16 protein-coding genes are annotated in these 17880 nt (G+C 26.6%); 12 read left to right on the forward strand and 4 right to left on the reverse strand.

Annotated elements, in window-relative coordinates:
• Positions 1-617: 617 nt before the first annotated feature.
• The 9 genes from Q1J60_RS09835 (at position 618) to Q1J60_RS09875 (ending at position 9727) form a co-directional block, all read left to right on the forward strand.
• Positions 618-1454, forward strand: a complete 837-nt coding sequence (locus Q1J60_RS09835; protein ID WP_300261476.1) for an ABC transporter substrate-binding protein — start codon at positions 618-620, stop codon at positions 1452-1454.
• Positions 1455-1484: 30 nt separating this feature from the next.
• The gene (locus Q1J60_RS09840) at positions 1485-2156 is read left to right on the forward strand and encodes an amino acid ABC transporter permease (RefSeq protein WP_300261478.1); all 672 of its coding nucleotides are present in this window, start codon (positions 1485-1487) and stop codon (positions 2154-2156) included.
• Positions 2153-2875, forward strand: a complete 723-nt coding sequence (locus Q1J60_RS09845) for an amino acid ABC transporter ATP-binding protein (RefSeq protein WP_004458356.1) — start codon at positions 2153-2155, stop codon at positions 2873-2875. Before Q1J60_RS09840 ends, Q1J60_RS09845 begins: the two co-directional genes overlap by 4 nt.
• 217 nt (positions 2876-3092) lie before the next feature.
• Positions 3093-4901 (forward strand): LTA synthase family protein, encoded by a 1809-nt coding sequence (locus Q1J60_RS09850; protein ID WP_300261479.1) that lies wholly within the window; start codon positions 3093-3095, stop codon positions 4899-4901.
• Positions 4902-5203: 302 nt separating this feature from the next.
• On the forward strand, positions 5204-5908 hold the full coding sequence (locus Q1J60_RS09855) for a glycosyltransferase family 2 protein (protein WP_300261482.1): 705 nt from the start codon (positions 5204-5206) through the stop codon (positions 5906-5908).
• A gap of 1 nt (position 5909) precedes the next feature.
• Positions 5910-6260 (forward strand): DUF2304 domain-containing protein, encoded by a 351-nt coding sequence (locus Q1J60_RS09860; protein ID WP_300261484.1) that lies wholly within the window; start codon positions 5910-5912, stop codon positions 6258-6260.
• The gene (locus tag Q1J60_RS09865) at positions 6247-6603 is read left to right on the forward strand and encodes an EamA family transporter (protein WP_300261487.1); all 357 of its coding nucleotides are present in this window, start codon (positions 6247-6249) and stop codon (positions 6601-6603) included. The genes Q1J60_RS09860 and Q1J60_RS09865 overlap by 14 nt, the downstream gene beginning before the upstream one ends.
• A gap of 14 nt (positions 6604-6617) precedes the next feature.
• Positions 6618-7886: a glycosyltransferase family 39 protein gene (locus Q1J60_RS09870; RefSeq protein WP_300261490.1), complete on the forward strand. Its 1269-nt coding sequence runs from the start codon at positions 6618-6620 to the stop codon at positions 7884-7886.
• Between the two features lie 14 nt (positions 7887-7900).
• On the forward strand, positions 7901-9727 hold the full coding sequence (locus tag Q1J60_RS09875; protein ID WP_300261493.1) for an LTA synthase family protein: 1827 nt from the start codon (positions 7901-7903) through the stop codon (positions 9725-9727).
• A gap of 52 nt (positions 9728-9779) precedes the next feature.
• Here the strand turns inward: Q1J60_RS09875 and Q1J60_RS09880 are convergent, their stop codons facing one another.
• Positions 9780-10961 carry a cation diffusion facilitator family transporter gene (locus tag Q1J60_RS09880; protein ID WP_300261496.1) on the reverse strand — a complete coding sequence of 394 codons (1182 nt, stop codon included), beginning with the start codon at positions 10959-10961 and terminating at the stop codon, positions 9780-9782.
• Between the two features lie 352 nt (positions 10962-11313).
• Here Q1J60_RS09880 and Q1J60_RS09885 point away from each other — a divergent pair, with 352 nt between their 5' ends.
• Positions 11314-12615, forward strand: a complete 1302-nt coding sequence (locus Q1J60_RS09885; RefSeq protein WP_423249128.1) for a M18 family aminopeptidase — start codon at positions 11314-11316, stop codon at positions 12613-12615.
• A gap of 94 nt (positions 12616-12709) precedes the next feature.
• Here Q1J60_RS09885 and Q1J60_RS09890 read toward each other — a convergent pair whose 3' ends face one another.
• On the reverse strand, positions 12710-12904 hold the full coding sequence (locus tag Q1J60_RS09890; RefSeq protein WP_300261502.1) for a hypothetical protein: 195 nt from the start codon (positions 12902-12904) through the stop codon (positions 12710-12712).
• A gap of 389 nt (positions 12905-13293) precedes the next feature.
• Here Q1J60_RS09890 and Q1J60_RS09895 point away from each other — a divergent pair, with 389 nt between their 5' ends.
• Complete coding sequence (locus Q1J60_RS09895) at positions 13294-14139, forward strand: Cof-type HAD-IIB family hydrolase (protein ID WP_300261505.1); 846 nt, start codon at positions 13294-13296, stop codon at positions 14137-14139.
• 185 nt (positions 14140-14324) lie between these two features.
• Here the strand turns inward: Q1J60_RS09895 and Q1J60_RS09900 are convergent, their stop codons facing one another.
• On the reverse strand, positions 14325-15935 hold the full coding sequence (locus Q1J60_RS09900; protein ID WP_300261508.1) for a peptide chain release factor 3: 1611 nt from the start codon (positions 15933-15935) through the stop codon (positions 14325-14327).
• Between the two features lie 211 nt (positions 15936-16146).
• Complete coding sequence (locus tag Q1J60_RS09905) at positions 16147-16752, reverse strand: AAA family ATPase (RefSeq protein WP_300261510.1); 606 nt, start codon at positions 16750-16752, stop codon at positions 16147-16149.
• Positions 16753-17121: 369 nt separating this feature from the next.
• Here Q1J60_RS09905 and yidA point away from each other — a divergent pair.
• Positions 17122-17880 (forward strand): sugar-phosphatase (yidA, locus tag Q1J60_RS09910; protein WP_300261513.1); only part of this gene is annotated, 759 nt, incomplete at its 3' end.

Genomic DNA, 17880 nt, shown 5'->3' on the forward strand with positions numbered 1-17880 from the left:
GTGGAAATGTCATAATACCATCTTATTTTGCAAAAGGATTAGAATTTGATGGAGTCATCATTGTAGATAATGTATCATCAAAGGATGAAAATGAAGATCTAATAAAATATATAATGAGTACTAGAGCACTTCATAGATTAAAAGAAATACAATTTAAATAATTTTACTTTTTAAAAGGATTTTATAAAAATAGATTTTAATGAAAGTTACAAGCATATTTTGAGAATTTCTAAACTAGATATTTTCATTATACTCCTTGTAAACTTTTATTATTAAACTTTTATAAAATCCTTTTTATTTTACTAAAGGAGATTAAGTTTTATTGCTGTATAAAATTTTTTTAACATAAGAATAAAATGTATAAAAACACAAAAGGGAGGTATAGAATCAAATAATAAATTTGAAAATAAAACATATTAAAATTAATTAAATAATTAATGAATATGTTTTCTATCTGAGTATATAGTTATAAAATGCTTGTTAAAAATAATTTTATATTAAAAATCAACCTTTGCAATATATTTATATTAAAAAAATATATTACATTTTTATTCATTAATAATGTATAATTATTCAAGAAGAGAGCAATAAGCGAATAAATATTAGGGGGAATATATATGAAAAAGAATATATTTAAAAAGATATTGTCAGTGGCTATGATTGGAGGATTAACTTTAAGTTTAGCAGGATGTGGGGCAAAAACTGCCAAAGAAAATGGATCTAATGATAAGGTAGCTAAGATAAAAGAAAGTGGAAATTTGGTAGTTGGTCTTAGTGCTGATTATGCACCTTATGAATTCCATATAATGAAGGATGGAAAGGACCAAATTGTTGGTTTGGATATAGATATTGCAAAAGAGGTTGCTAAAAATCTTGGGGTTGATTTAGAAATTAAAGAGATGGAATTTGGGGCTATAATTCAATCTGTTAAAAATGGAATGATTGATATGGGGATTTCAGGAATAACTCCTGATGAAAAAAGAAAAGAAGCAGTAGATTTTTCAGATATTTATTATGAAGCAGAGCAAGGAATATTAATAAATAAAGATAATAAAGAATCTATAAAAGGAATTGGGGATTTAAAAGGAAAAAAAGTTGGGGCTCAAATGGGGTCTATTCAAGCAGAGATAGCTAATGGAATAGAAGGAGCCGATGTTAAGCTTTTAGATAATGTAAATACTTTAATTTTAGAATTAAAAACTGGTAAGTTAGATGCTGTAATTACTGAACTTCCTGTTGCTAAAATAGCTTCAGAGGTTAATTCTGAGTTAGCTGTTGCAGATGAGGTGATTAAAAACTCAGAGGGTGGTTCAGCCATAGCAATACAAAAAGAAAATAAAGACTTAGTTGATGAAGTCAATTCTACAATTAAAGAGTTAAAAGAAAATGGAAAGATAGATCAATTTACAAATGATGCTATTGAATTAGTTCCATATCAAAAGAAAGAAGAATAAAATGAATTTTAATAATTAGGGGGCAATACTATGGGGGGATTAGACTTCAGTTTTTTAAAAGAGTATTTTCCAGTGTTTTTGGAAGGTGCTAAATGGACATTAATAATTTCAGCAATAACAGTTATTTTGGGAGCTTTATTAGGAACAATTTTATGCTTTATGAAACGTTCCAAATTTTCAATATTTAAAGTTAAAATTTTAAGGGTTATTTCTACTGCTTATGTAGAAGTTATAAGAGGAACACCTCTTTTATTACAAATATATATAGTTTATTTTGGATTACATTCCTTTGGAATTCAATTAGAGGTTTTACCTTCATGTATTATTGCTATTTCCTTAAATTCAGCAGCTTATGTTTCAGAAATAATAAGAGCTGGTATAGATGCTGTTGATAAGGGACAATTAGAAGCCGCTAGAAGTTTAGGTATGACAGAAGGAATGGCTATGAGACTTATAATACTTCCTCAAGCTATAAAAAACATACTCCCTGCTATAGGAAATGAGTTTGTTGCCATAATAAAGGAATCATCTATGGCATCTACAATTGGAGTAGCAGAACTTATGTATTCATCAAAAATAGTTACAGGGGCTACTTATAAAGGTTTTGAACCACTTATTGTTATAGCAATGTTTTATTTTGTTATGACCTTTAGTTTAGGAAGAGTTATGTCTTATGTAGAAAAGAGGTTGAGTAAATCATGATAAATGTTAGAAATTTATATAAAAGTTTTGGTAAAAATGAAGTTTTAAAAGATATAAATGAAACAATAAAAAAGGGAGAAGTAGTAGTTATAATAGGGCCTTCAGGGTCAGGAAAAAGTACATTTTTAAGATGCTTAAATTTATTAGAGGAACCCACTTCAGGGGTAATTAATTTTGAAGGAGAAGATATAACAGATAAAAATGTTGATATAAATAAAATAAGAGAAAAGATGGGAATGGTTTTTCAACAATTTAATCTTTTCCCACATAAAACAGTTATGGAGAATTTAACAATAGGACCAACAAAAATAAAAAATATTTCTAATGGTGAAGCTATAAAAAAAGGAAGTGAATTATTAGAAAAGGTAGGTCTTTTAGATAAAAAGAATGTTTATCCCAATTCCCTTTCAGGAGGACAAAAACAGAGAATAGCTATAGCAAGAGCTTTAGCTATGGAACCAGATGTTATGCTTTTTGATGAGCCAACATCTGCTTTGGACCCTGAAATGGTAGGAGAAGTTTTAGGAGTTATGAAGTCTTTAGCTAAAGATGGAATGACCATGGTTGTAGTAACCCATGAAATGGGATTTGCAAAGGAAGTTGGAGATAGAATATTATTTATGGATGAAGGAAGAATAATTGAAGAAGGTACTCCAGAGGAGATATTTCAAAATCCTAAAAATTCAAGAACTAAAGATTTTCTATCAAAAGTTTTATAAATGCCTTTAAGAGATTAAATCTTAATAGATTTACTCTTTTAAATAAATTAATTAGTACAAAAAGAGGATGTAAAGACAAAAATCTTTATGTCCTCTTTTGTATTTTAAAATAAAAATTGATTATTGAATAAATATTAATTATTTTTTAATGAAAATTTTACTGTAAATGTTATAATATTTAAGTAAATATTATATAAAAAGATAGTGAGGAAATTTTATGAAGGAAAAAGTAAAAAGCTTTTTTAAGTGTAACTGGGTTTTTATTTTCTTAGTGATAACACTTCAAATAAAATCAATGTTACTTTTATCTATGCTTAGAACCCCAGGGTCTAGAGGAATTAATTTTGACTTAATGTATTTTACTCCCCCTGCTTGGTGGGCTCATATAGCAATAGTTACGTTAATAGCGAGTTTTGTTTATCTATTTAAAGGTAAAGGAAGAATGTGGGCAGGTATAGTTATTGATGTTCTAGTAACAATTTTATTTGTAGCTGATATTTGGTATTACAGAGTAAATGGAACTTTTTTATCAATAAGACATATAATTGAGCCAGGAATATTTAATCCTGTAGGAAAGAGCTTATTTAATTTAGCTAAAGTAGATGTAGTGTTCATAGTTGATTTTATAATATTATTTTTAGTTTATAACTTTACAGGTTTAAAAAAGGTTAAATATAAAAATAATATAAAAACTAGATTAATTGCATTTATATGCCTTTTTGGAATAAGTGCAACAGTAATAGGGGTATCACACTACTATATAGATATTCAAAGAAAATCAGATAAAAGTTTTTTAAGAATATCATGGGCGCCTTTTCAAACAATTAGTGATTCAAGTCCATTAGGATATCATGGATATGATATTTATTATTATACTAATAGGGAAAAGACTTTAACTGATGCTCAAAAAAATGAAATTAAAACTTGGTTTGATGAAAATAAAGAAGAGTTACCAGATAATAAGTATAAAGGTATGCTTCAAGGAAAAAATGTTATAGCGTTGCAAGTTGAGTCTCTTGAAAACTTTGTTATAGACAAAAAAGTTTATGGTCAAGAGATTACACCAAATATAAATAGACTTTTAAAGAATAGTTTATATTTTGATAATATAAAAGAACAAAACAATTCAGGTACAAGTTCAGATTGTGATGTAATGGTTAATACATCAATACTTCCTGTTAGAGAAGGAACTACAGTATTTGGATATCCATGGAATGAATATAATACTTTACAGAAAATATTAAAAAGTAAAGGATATTCAACAGTTTCAACACACCCAGAAGTTCCTGGAAATTGGAACTGGGCAGAAGTTCACAAGGCATTTAAAGCTGATGAAATATGGGATGCTAATCAGTTCGATCAAAGTGAAATAATAGGACTTGGAATGTCAGATGAATCTTATTTAAAACAGATTGGAGAGAGATTAAAGAATCAAAAACAACCTTTCTATACATTCTTAGTTACTTTAACAAGTCATGGACCATTTGAAGTGCCTAAGGATAAACAATATTTAAATTTACCAGAAGATTTAAATCAAAATATGCTAGGTGCATACTTCCAAAGTGTTAGGTACACAGATGAAGCTATTGGAGAGTTTATAAATCAATTAAAAAAAGAGGGACTTTTAGATAATACTGTAATAATGATTTACGGAGATCACGGTGGAGTTCATAAATTCTACGAAGACAAAATAAAAGATGCTCCTTTAGAAGGGAATTGGTGGAAAGATGATAAAAAGGAAATACCTTTCTTAATATATAATCCAAGTATTAATGGAGAAACTATATCAAAAGAAGGAGGACAAATAGACTTCTTACCAACAATAGCATACCTTTTAGGATTTAATAGAGATACTTTTGATAGTACATCAATGGGAAGAGTTTTAGTAAATACAAATAGAAATGCAATTATATTAAACAATGGAGAAATAGTTGGAACTCCAACACCTGAAGAAAAATTTCATTTAGAAAAATCGTTTAATATTGCGGATATGGTTATACAAGGAAATTATTTTAAAAATAATTAATTAAATTTAAGGCTATTAGCTGGATTCTTCTTGAAATCTAACTAATAGCTTATTTAAATGTATTTTTTGACAAAATATTTAAAGTATTACCAAATTAAATGTGTTATAATAATGTTTCAGAGATTGAAAAATAAGTAATTTATAAATTTACAGGAGTTATTTAAGTTTCGATAAAAAATAATGAATAGAGTGATCAAATTAAAATATAATAATTTTCAGTAAATCTTATAAAATATTCTAAAAAGTAAATATATTATAATATATGGAATATTTTGATGAACAAAGATAAATTAGGAGGAAAAATGGATAAGATATTGTTAATAATTCCAGCTTTTAATGAAAGTGAAAACTTACCTAAATTAATTGCTAGTATAAATAAAGAATCTTATAATTATGATGTATTAATTATAAATGATTATTCAACAGATAATACTGGTAAAGTAGCAAAAGAGTTGGGGGTAAATGTAATAAATTTACCATGTAATTTAGGAATTGGAGGTGCTGTACAGACTGGATATAAATATGCATATGAAAATGGATATGATTATGCAATACAAGTTGATGGTGATGGTCAGCATGATCCAATATATTTAGAGCTATTACATAAAAAAATAAAGGAAGGATATAATTTTGTAATTGGTTCAAGATTTATTGAAAAGAAGGGATTTCAGTCAACATTTATAAGAAGAGTAGGTATTCAATTTTTCTATTATTTAATAAAATTTCTTAGTAAAGAAAAAATAACAGATGCAACATCAGGATTTAGAATAGCTGATAGAAGTGTAATAAAGTTATTTAGTCAATACTATCCTTCGGATTATCCAGAACCTGAGACGATAATGTTATTAATAAAAAATAATTTTAAAATAGCAGAAATTCCAGTTGTAATGAAAGAAAGGGAGAATGGAAAATCATCAATAAATCTTATAAAATCTATATACTATATGATAAAAGTTACATTAGCAATAATATTATCATACTTTAGTAAGAAAAGGAGCTATAAATAAAATGGATAGAGTATTACAATTTATAATTTTAAGTGTATGTATTTTATTTACTATTTATATTATAAATATGATAAATAAAGAAAAATTAGAATTAAAATATGCTTTAACCTGGCTTTTTTCTAGCTTAGGACTAATAATAATTGCTGTATTCCCTCAAATATTAGATTGGGTGTCAGTTGTTTTACATATATTATCTCCAGTTAATGCTTTATTTTTAATAGTGATATTCTTATTATTAATAATAATTTTCACATTAACAGTAGCAATATCAAAGTCTAAGAAACAGATAGTAGCAATATCACAAGAAGTTGGTATATTAAAAGAAAAGATTGAAAGAGGTGAGAATAATTAAAGCGGTATTTTTAGTTTTAGTAAACTGTATAATGTTAGTTTCAGGACAAATATTATGGAAAATAGGATTAAAAGATGCTAGTATGGGAAGTATAAAAGACATAATATTATTAATGTTTAATAAATATGTTTTTAGTGGTTTAGTTATCTATGCATTAGCTACAATTTATTGGTTCTATATAATAAAAACAAATGATTTAAGTAAGGTTTATCCAATGCAAAGTATGAGTTATGTAATATCTCTATTTATGAGTTACTATATTTTAAAAGAGAGTATATCAATTAACTCAATAGTAGGAACGATAGTAATACTTGTAGGTGTATTTATTATAGCTATGAAATAATTAAGGAGGAATTTATGGCTTTTTGGGAAAAAGATAAAAAATATAGATATACATTGTGGTTATGTATATTAGTTATGTTTGTTATAGGAACAGTATGCACATTAAGATATGGTAATTATTTTTTACTAGGAGATTTAGATAAACTAAATAATGATGATGTAAGATATTTGCATACAGCCAAAGTGTTAGCTGAACAAGGTAAGTTGGTTTATCATAATATGGATCCTACTTTATTTATTATGCCAGGATATCCGATTTTTATAGCATTAATAGTAAAAATTTTTGGAAGTGGAAGTTTAGGTATAATAGCCATAAGAATGTCTCAATTAGTACTTCAATGTGTTTGTTTATATGTATTGTATTTTTTAGCGAAAGAATTAGTAAATAAAAAAACAGCAATAATAGCATGTATTCTTACGGTATTATATTTGCCAGAATATGTGGCAGCAAATCTTATATTAACTGAAGTATTATATAAGACTTTATATATGCTTTTATTTTATTTTTCTATAATTGCAATAAGAAAAAATAAAACTAAATATTATGTATTTTCAGGTATAAGTTGGGCTTTAGTATGTTTAGTAAGACCAAATGCAGCAGTATTTCCACTATTTATAATTATTTTTTGGGTGGTTAACAAGTATTCAATTAAGGATATGATAAAATACACATCTATAGTATTTGTAATATTTGTAACTCTTTTTTCTCCATGGTGGATTAGAAATTATCAATTAACAAATAAATTTGTTTTATTTACAGAATCATCAGCAAATCCTAAATTATTAGGTACATTTATAAGATGGGGAGCTCCTAGTTTTTATAAGGATATACCAAAAGAGTATAAATATAATGAATTTCTAAATAATGAATATCTAACAGAAGATGAACAAAATAATTTAGCCAATTATATGATTAAAAGAAGTTTTCAAGAAGAACCTTTAAAGTATACTTATTGGTACACTTTAGGTAAAACTGAAGAGCTTTATAAAGAAGCGTATTATTGGAAACCTATATTTAGAGTCAATGAGACAAGAATGAATTTTACACATATTTCATATATAACTCTAGGAATATTAGGACTTATTGCTATGATTAGAAGAAAAATAAAAGGTGGAAAAATGTTAATAGTATTTTTACTTATAAATACTGCCGTGTATCTTCCATTTATAACTTTCTCACGATATGGATATCCAAATATATTTGTATTTATAATTGGAGCGGCATACACTTTAAATGTTTTATTTTGTAAGGATGAAATAAGAAGTGAAAAAAGCCTGATTTAGGGGTGTGAAATTATATGAAAAAAAATGAATATAAATTTTTATCAATACTTAATAATAAATTTTTATTATTTTTTCTCTTTTCTTTATTAATAATCTTAAAAGAAGTATTTTTTACTTGGATATGGTCAAGTAGTGATACTATTGCTAAATTGCAAATTTTTAATATGTATAGTTATTGGCCAAAGTTATTAATACATATAGTTTTTGCTATGACCATATCAAGTGGAATTTTTCTATTTAATAAAAATGGAAGAATAATTTATATATTGATAGCAGATATAGTTATAACAATTCTTATGTTTTTAGATGTTTCATATTATAGGAATTACGGAAATTTTTTATCTATAAGACATTTATTTAATAGAGACTTGTTCAATCCTTTAAATAAGGAATTATTTAATTTTTATAAAAGAGATATTCTTCTTTTAATTGATTTTATAATTTTAGTTCCATTATCAATTTTTTCATTAAAGAGCAATAGTGGTAAAGAGAGTAGAAGAAGTATAAAGATATTTATACTAATCTGGATAATAAATGGAATACTTATATATACAAGTCATTATATAGTAGATATAAAAGGGGTTACTAATGGTAGATTAACATTGTTTGAAAAATCATTTGCTCCACAAGTAAATATGGATGATTTGGGAATGGTAGGATACCATGAGTATGATTTAACAAGCTATATTTTTAGAAAAGACAAAAAGTTAAGTACAGAAGAAAAGAATGAAATAAATAAATGGTTTGAAGAGAATAAAGAGACTTTACCTGATAATAAGTATAAAGGAATTGGTAAAGGAAAAAATCTTATAATTATACAGTGGGAATCTTTAGAAAATTTCGCTATTAATTATAAGGTTGATGGTCAAGAAATAACTCCTAACATCAATAAATTGTTAAAAAACTCACTGTATTTTGATAATATTTATGAGCAAAATAAAAATGGGACAACTTCTGATGCAGAATTAATGGCCAATACATCATTATTACCAATAAGTGAAAGTGCATACTTTATACAATATCCATGGAAAAAACAGAACACACTTCAAAGAATTTTAGAGAAGTATGGTTATAATACAGCGACAGCTATTGCTGATAAGGGTGGAGTATGGAACTGGTTAGAAAATCATAAAAGTTTTGGTGCACAGACTATATGGGACAGTAGTTATTTTAATAGAGATGAATTGATAGGAATGAATATTACAGATGGAAGTTTATTTAGACAAACAGAAGAAAAAATAAAAACATTAAAAGAACCATATTATTTATTTATGGCAACAGCAACATCTCATGGTCCATTTGATCTTCCAGCTAACTATAGAGAACTTAAATTACCTAAAGAAATTGATGATACTAAATTAGGGGGGTATCTTCAAAGTTTAAGATATACTGATAAAATGCTTGGAGAATTCTTGAATAAACTTAAAGGTGATGGAGTGCTGGATAATAGTATTGTTGTTATTTATGGAGATCATGGAGGAATAAATAAATATTATAAAAAAGAATTAGAGAATATAAATTTTGCTAATGATAATTGGAAGCAAGAATACTTAAAAGTTCCTATGCTTATATATAATCCAGAAATTAAAGGAGAAGTTATAAACACATATGGTGGATTAGTAGATCTTTTACCTACTGTTGGATATATCATGGGAGTTGATAAAAATGATTTTGAAAAAACTGCAATGGGAAGAGTGTTAGTAAATACTAATGTAAATGCTACAATAAATTCAAGTGGTCAAATTTTAGGTAAGCCTAAAGATGAGAACGAGATAAGACATTTACAAAATATGTATAAAATTAGCGATAACATAATAGAGAGTAATTATTTTAATAATTAATTAGTATAAATAAAAAATACAGATAGTTTTAATTAAAACTATCTGTATTTTTTTAGCAAGTAAAATCTTTATCAATAGTTATTATACAGTTATATTTAGGGTGAGTTTCTTTAACTGATTTTATAATTTCTTCTTTTAACTCATTTTCAGACATAACTTTTTTTAGTTTTTCTGGGTTAACAACAATATCGAATATAAGATTTTTATTGTTACCATGACCAACAATTCTAAAATCATGCATTGATTCTATTAGTGGATTATATTTGATTATTTTGTCTATTTCTTCTTTAGTTTGTTTTATTTCCTCATCTTCTAAACAAACAGGATCCATATGAATTACCAAATAAATCTTTAGTTTTTTAGAGATTTCTCTTTCAGCCGTATCTATAATATCATGTATTTTCATAACATTTATATCAGAAGGTATTTCAGCATGAATTGAAGCCATACATTTACCTACACCATAGTTATGAATTATAAGATCATGAACTCCTATTATATTATCATATGATAAAACCATTTCTCTAATATCTTTAGCAAGTTCTGGATCTGGTGCTTCACCTAAAAGAGGATTTATAGTTTCTTTTATTAAAGTAAATCCAGCATATAGAATAGCTAGTGAAACAATAACACCTATATATCCATCAATAGGGAAGGTAGTAAATTTTGCAGCTAAAAATGATATAACAACACATGTTGAAGTAAATACATCGCCTAAAGCATCAACTGAAGCAGCTTTAAGAGCTGAAGAATTTATTTTATCACCTGTTAATTTATTAAATCTACTTAACCAAAATTTAAAGAATATTGATATTACAAGTAGAATAAAAGGAATAATTTCAAAAGTTACAGGAGTGGGATTAAGAATTCTTTCAATTGATGATTTGGTGAATTGAAAACCTACTAACATTACCATAAATGCTACTATTAGAGCTGAAATATATTCAATTCTACCATGTCCAAATGGATGCTCTTTATCTGCTGGCATTTTAGCTAATTTAAATCCTATCATTGTTATTACAGAAGATCCAGCATCAGATAAGTTATTAAAAGCATCTGCTGTTATGGCTATACTTGCTGAAATTAATCCTACAGAAAATTTTATTAAGAATAAAATTAAGTTAATAATTATTCCAACTATACTAGCTAAATATCCATAAGAACTTCTAACACTTTCTTTTTCTGTGTATTCGTAATCTTTGATGAAGGTTTTTATTATAAGATTTGAAAACATATTAATCATCTCTCCGTTTTTATATTATAGTTGATTATAAAAAAATAAAACTTAATAGCTATATTAAGTTTATTCAACTAAATCTCAATTTATTATATCATAATATTTTATATTGAAAAATATTGAAATAGAATATAAAATGTTATGCAATTTAAAAAAATAAGAGTTAATATTTTAGGGAATTTAATGTTAGTCATGTAATAAGAATTAACATGTAATTAGTTGTAGATATATTAAAGTTATGTAAAATTTTGGCTGATAGTAGTGCTTTTGAAGAACTTTAATATTTTGTTAATTATGCATTTTGTGGTAAAGTATAATTAAAAGTATCTATTTTATACAGAAAGGTGAGATACAGATGGAAAAAGTTATTGCAAATGAATTAATTAATTTTTTATATGAAAGTCCAACAGCTTTTCATGCAGTAAAGAATGTTAAGGACACTTTAGAATTTGAAGGGTTTAAAGAATTAAAAGAGGCTGATAGATGGAATCTAGAAATTGAAGGAAAATATTTTGTAACTAAAAATGATTCAGCTTTAATTGCTTTTAGAGTTGGAAAGGGTAATATTGCTGAAAATGGATTTAAAATAATTGGGGCTCATACTGATTCACCAGGATTTAGAATAAAACCAAATCCTGAGATGATAACTGAAAGCAATTATGTAAAATTAAATACAGAAGTTTATGGTGGACCAATATTAAATACTTGGTTTGATAGACCACTAGCTTTAGCTGGAAGAGTATCATTGGTAAGTAAGAATCCATTAAAGCCTAGAAATAAAATAGTTAATATAAATAAACCTATACTTATAATTCCTAACTTAGCTATTCATATGAATAGAGAAGTTAATGAGGGATATAAAATAAATAGACAAAGGGATACATTACCTTTATTATCACTTGTTAACGAAACTTTAGAAAAGGGGAATTATTTAGTTGAACTTTTAGCAAAAGAATTATATTGTGAAAAAGAGGATATTCTTGATTTTGAATTATATCCATATGAATATGAAAAAGGTTGCTTAATGGGATTAAATGAAGAGTTTATATCTTCAGGAAGATTAGATGATTTATCAATGGTTCATGCAGGTATTAAAGCATTAATAGATGCTAAAGTATCACAAGCTACTAATGTAATGGTATGTTTTGATAATGAAGAGGTTGGAAGTGCTACTAAACAAGGTGGAGATTCAGATTTCTTAAAAACAATATTAGAAAGAATAGTCTTAGCTTTAGGTAACGATAGAGAGGATTTCTTAAGATCATTATCAGAATCATTTATGATTTCAGCAGATTTAGCTCATGCTGTTCATCCAAATTTAGGAGAAAAACACGATCCTGTAGTTAGACCTGTTTTAGGAAAGGGACCTGTAATAAAAATAGCAGCATCACAAAGCTATACAAGTGATAGTGATTCATCAGCTGTTTATGAAATGATATGTAGAAATGCAGGAGTTAATGTTCAAAAGTTTGTTAATAGATCAGATATGAGAGGTGGTTCAACTATAGGACCAATATCATCAACTCATTTACCAATAAGATCAGTTGACATGGGAACTCCAATATTAGCAATGCATTCAATAAGAGAGTTTGGTGCTGTTAAAGATCATTTCGATTGTATAAAATCATTCACTGAATTCTTTAGAATTTAGCCTATTAATAATTTTCAATATATTTAGTTAATATAATTTTTATTAATTATAATAAGAATGGGATGTAACAAAATTGTGCATCCCATTTTTATTATTAAATATCATCGTCGTCTAGCATATCGCCTTCTATATAGTCAAATTCATTATAGGATATATTGTTGCAAACTATGTCATCTTCTAATGGATTTGGTAGTTTAGTACAAGTTTTACCAGTTTTAGAATAAGAAACTAAATCATGTTTTTCTGGACTATAAAAGTCCCTGTCTCTTGGAGGATATTTTTTACTCATATTTTATTTCCCCTTTCAAATTTTAATTTTGAGTTTTGTTTTAGATTAGTGATTTAATTGAGATATAAATAAAAAGTTACATTAATCAAAACAAAATTATTAGTATAGCTATAAATTAGATTTTAAATATTTAAATTTTTAGCTTAAATTTATTTTCCCCAAAATAAATTTAGTTATTAAGTTTAAATTGGAGTTTGTTTGGTAATTAGTATGGTTTTTGGAAAACGTATGTGTTATTTTATTAAAATTATTATTAATAAGTTTTAAGTAGCTTATATTTATTTAAGATGGAATTGATAAAGTTGAAAAAAGAAATACTATATCTTAGGATGGTATAAGAAGAGAAAATAGATAATACATAGTTGGTAGTTTGAAGGGAGAGTTTAATTATGTCATATAAATTAATATGTATAGATATGGATGGAACATTGTTAAATAATAAACATGAAATTAGTGTAAGAAACAAAAATGCTATAAGAAAAGCTACAGAGAGAGGCATAAAGGTAGCTTTAACAACAGGGAGATTATTTGCATCAGCTAAATACTATGCGGGACTTATAGGAGTTAAAACACCTATAATATCATGTAATGGTGCTTTTATAAGAGAAAAAGATGAAGATAAAATAATATATGAATCTGTTTTAAATGAGGATCAGTTAGATAGAATATATTATGTCATAAAAAAATATGATATTAATAGTGTATATTTCAATACACCCAATACTGTAATTTCTGAAAAGATTGTACCTAAAGAGCATGCATATAAGGTTATGAATAGAATGATGGGAGAAACAGATGAAAAAGTAATGTTCTTAGAAGGAATAGATTTTAGAGAAGCTTTTAAAGCTCATGGGAAACATATACTTAAGGCTATTTGTATAGAAAATGATAGTAATAAACTTGAGGATTTATTTAAGGCAAAAGAAGAATTGAAAAAATATGAAGATTTGGAAGTTGTAAGTTCTTCACCAAGCAACTTTGAAGTAATGAATAAAGGTAATTCAAAAGGACGTGCGATAAAAGTTTTAGCTGATATATTAAATATAAATAGAGATGAGATTATGTGTTTAGGAGATAGTGAAAATGATCTTAGTATGATAGAGTTTGCAGGACTTGGAGTAGCTATGGGAAATGCAGAAGAATTTTTAAAAGAAAAAGCTGATTATATAACAGATACAAATGAAAATGATGGAGTAGCCAATGCTATAGAGAATTTTGTATTAGATTGTGATTAGAAATTTAAATAGTTTATAAATAAAGATATTAGAATTATAAACCAATTTTATTAAGTTTAAAGTGAATTTAAGATAGTACATATCTAGTTTAAATATGTACTAAATGTTAGTGAGTTAAATATAAAAAAAACACATGATTCTTTAAGAGTTTTCTTAAAATCATGTGTTTTCTTTAAAATAATATATTAGTCGTTAGATTTACCAACTCCAGAAAGGATTATTCCAGGGTTATGATCTATAGCCCATGAAATACCCCAGTCATTTTGGAATATAAGTAAATTTCTATCTTTAAAGTCTTTAACTTTCTTTGTATCAGAAGTTAAGTTTAGTGAATCTATATCTATATTATCATTTTCAATCCATCTAACATATCTAAATGGAAGTCTTTCCATTTTTATATCAACATTGTATTCATTTTTTAATCTATATTCTAAAACTTCAAATTGAAGAACACCAACAACACCAACTATTATTTCTTCCATACCTATATGCAATTCTTTAAATACCTGAATAGCACCTTCTTGAGCTATTTGAGTAACACCTTTTATGAATTGTTTTCTTTTCATAGTATCTACAGGTTTAACTCTAGCAAAATGCTCAGGAGCAAATGTAGGAATACCTTCAAATTTGAACTTCTTAGGATTTAAACATAAAGTATCTCCTATTGAGAATATTCCTGGGTCAAATACTCCTATAATATCTCCAGCGTAAGCTTCTTCAACAACTTCTCTATCTTGAGCTAAGAATTGTTGAGGTTGAGTAAGTTTAACCTTCTTACCACCTTGAACGTGGAAAACATCTTTTCCTTTTTCGAATTTACCAGAACATATTCTCATGAAAGCAAGTCTATCTCTATGAGCTTTATTCATGTTAGCTTGTATTTTAAATACAAAAGCTGAGAATGGTTCAGTCATAGGATCTATTTCACCTATTGATGAATTTCTTGGAAGTGGAGAAGTAGTTAATTGTAAGAAGTCATTTAAAAAGGGCTCAACTCCAAAGTTTGTAAGAGCTGATCCAAAGAATACTGGAGTCAATTCTCCTTTTCTAACTTTCTCTAAATCAAATTCGTCACCAGCTATATCTAATAGTTCAACATCTTCCATTAACTTATTATGTAAATCTTCTCCAAGAAGTTCTTTAAATTTAGGATCCTCTAGGTCACCAGTTATAGTTGAAACTTCACTTTGTCCATGGTTTCCACCATCAAATAAGTGTATTGTGTTTGTAGCTCTATCGTAAACACCTTTAAAGTTACTTCCACATCCTATTGGCCAATTCATTGGATAAGATTTTATACCAAGTTCACTTTCAATATCTTCCAGAAGTTGAAATGGATCTCTAGTTTCTCTATCCATTTTATTTACAAAAGTAAATATAGGAATTTCTCTTAATGAAGCAACTTGGAATAGTTTTCTTGTTTGATCCTCAACTCCTTTAGCTCCATCTATAACCATAACAGCTGAGTCAGCAGCCATAAGTGTTCTGTATGTATCTTCTGAGAAGTCTTGGTGACCAGGGGTATCAAGTATGTTTATACAATACCCACCGTAGTTAAATTGCATAACAGATGAAGTAACAGAGATACCTCTTTGCTTTTCTATTTCCATCCAGTCAGAAACTGCGTGTGTAGCAGCTTTTCTAGCCTTTACAGAACCAGCCATTCTAATAGCTCCTCCATAAAGTAAGAATTTTTCAGTAAGAGTAGTTTTACCAGCATCAGGGTGAGATATTATGGCAAAGGTTCTTCTTTTTTCTATTTCCTTAATTAAATCTTCCTTAATTAAATCGCTCAATCTAATTTCCTCCTTAATTTTTTATGTATATTAAAATATTAGCTATTTTCCTTCATTACATTAATATATATTAATGAAGTTTAATAAAATAAGTGTTTTATCTCTTAAACAGTCTAGACTATTATATCATAAAATAACTATCAAATTAATAAATACTTTTAAGTAAAAAACAGGTCATATTATTAACCTTCAATATGACCTGTTTTATATTTTATTTTGAATTTTTCTTTTTAAGTTCTTTCATAGCAGGTAATACATCTTTATTATCTAATCCAACAATAGATAGTATTTGTTTAGCTCTATCTTTAGTTGAACCTTCTATAGTTGTGTATTTAACATTTTCACTATCTAAGAATTGCTTTAGTGCATTATCAACGGCAGAGGCAGTTGATTCATCTTGCCATCTAACACCATCTTGAGTATAACCAAATTCTCTAGGAACAAAGAATATATAATCGTATTTTTGAAGATCCTTAAGAGCTAAATGGTAAAGATCTTTTAGTATTTCAATTTCTTTTTCAGTTCTTTTTTTATCACCTAACATAAATCTTCCGTATATATATGGTACAAAAGTTGCATAATCTGTTAAAGCATAATCAAATTGATTTAGTGATTCTTCTAAACTAAGTTGTCCTAAATAAATACCGTATTGTTCGGAAATAGTTTCTATCATACCTTTTTCTTTAAGGTATTCTGTACTATATTCAGTTGCAGCTCCAACATCTAAGCCTCTGATTTTAAACTCAACATAAAGTTGTTGTATTAAAGTAGTTTTTCCACATCTTGGACCACCAAGTATTGCAATTCTAACTGGCATACTAACCCCCCATTAAATTGTGTATAAAAATATAAAAAATAATTTTTTTAAACATCTGAAAGTTTTCATATTCATTAAACCAAAACGTCTAAATAAATGACAAATTTCATTATATCAATATAGGATAAGTATTTCAATCTTTTAAATTAGTTAAAAAAATAGTAAAAAAATTCAAAATATCTTAATGATTAAAACAAATTATTACAATTAATTTGCAATAATTTAAAAAAAATCAAGCATATGATATAATTTTTAATGTATATGTCAAAAAATAATGAAATAGTATAATAATTTTGATATAATTATTTAGTATAAAATAAAGAAAAAATTTCAAAATATACTTTTAAGTGGAGTTTAAGAGGTGAATTAATGTATAGATTAGTAGCTATAGATATGGATGGAACTTTATTGAAAGAAGATAAAACTGTATCTGAAAAAACTAAGGAAGTAATAAAAAAGGCTAGAGAGAAAAATGTAAAAGTAGTTTTAGCCACAGGAAGACCGGTAGATGGAGTTAAGAGATATTTAGAAGAGTTAGATTTATGTCATGATGATGAATATGTTTTAACTTTTAATGGAGCAATAGTTAAAGAAGTTGGTACTGATAAAGTAATTTTTAGAGATACTTTAAAAGGTAGCGATTTAAAATATTTATATGAAATAAGCAAAAATGTTGGAGTTAATATACATGCTTTTTCTAATTTTGGATGTTTAACTCCTAAAATGAATAAATATACAGAATTAGAAGGTAGAATAAACGGGATTGAAGTTTGTGAAGCTGATTATAATGAAATCAAAGAAGATGAAGAAATAATAAAAATAATGATGATTGATGAGCCTGAAGTTCTAGAAGAAGGAATTAAGAAGTTACCTAAAGAAGTATATGAAAAATATACTGTAGTAAGAAGTGCTCCTTATTTTTTAGAGTTTTTAAGCAAAACTTGTAATAAAGGAGAAGGAGTTAAAGCTCTTGCGGAAATCTTAGGAATAAAAAGAGAAGAAGTTATAGCAATTGGAGATGCTGGAAATGACATTCATATGCTAGAGTATGCAGGACTTGGAGTTGCTATGGGAAATGCTTTTGAAGAATTAAAAGAAAAAGCTGACTTTATTACAAAAAGTAATGAG

Origin of the sequence: Clostridium sp. (assembly GCF_029258205.1) — a bacterium.
Taxonomy (GTDB): domain Bacteria; phylum Bacillota; class Clostridia; order Clostridiales; family Clostridiaceae; genus Sarcina.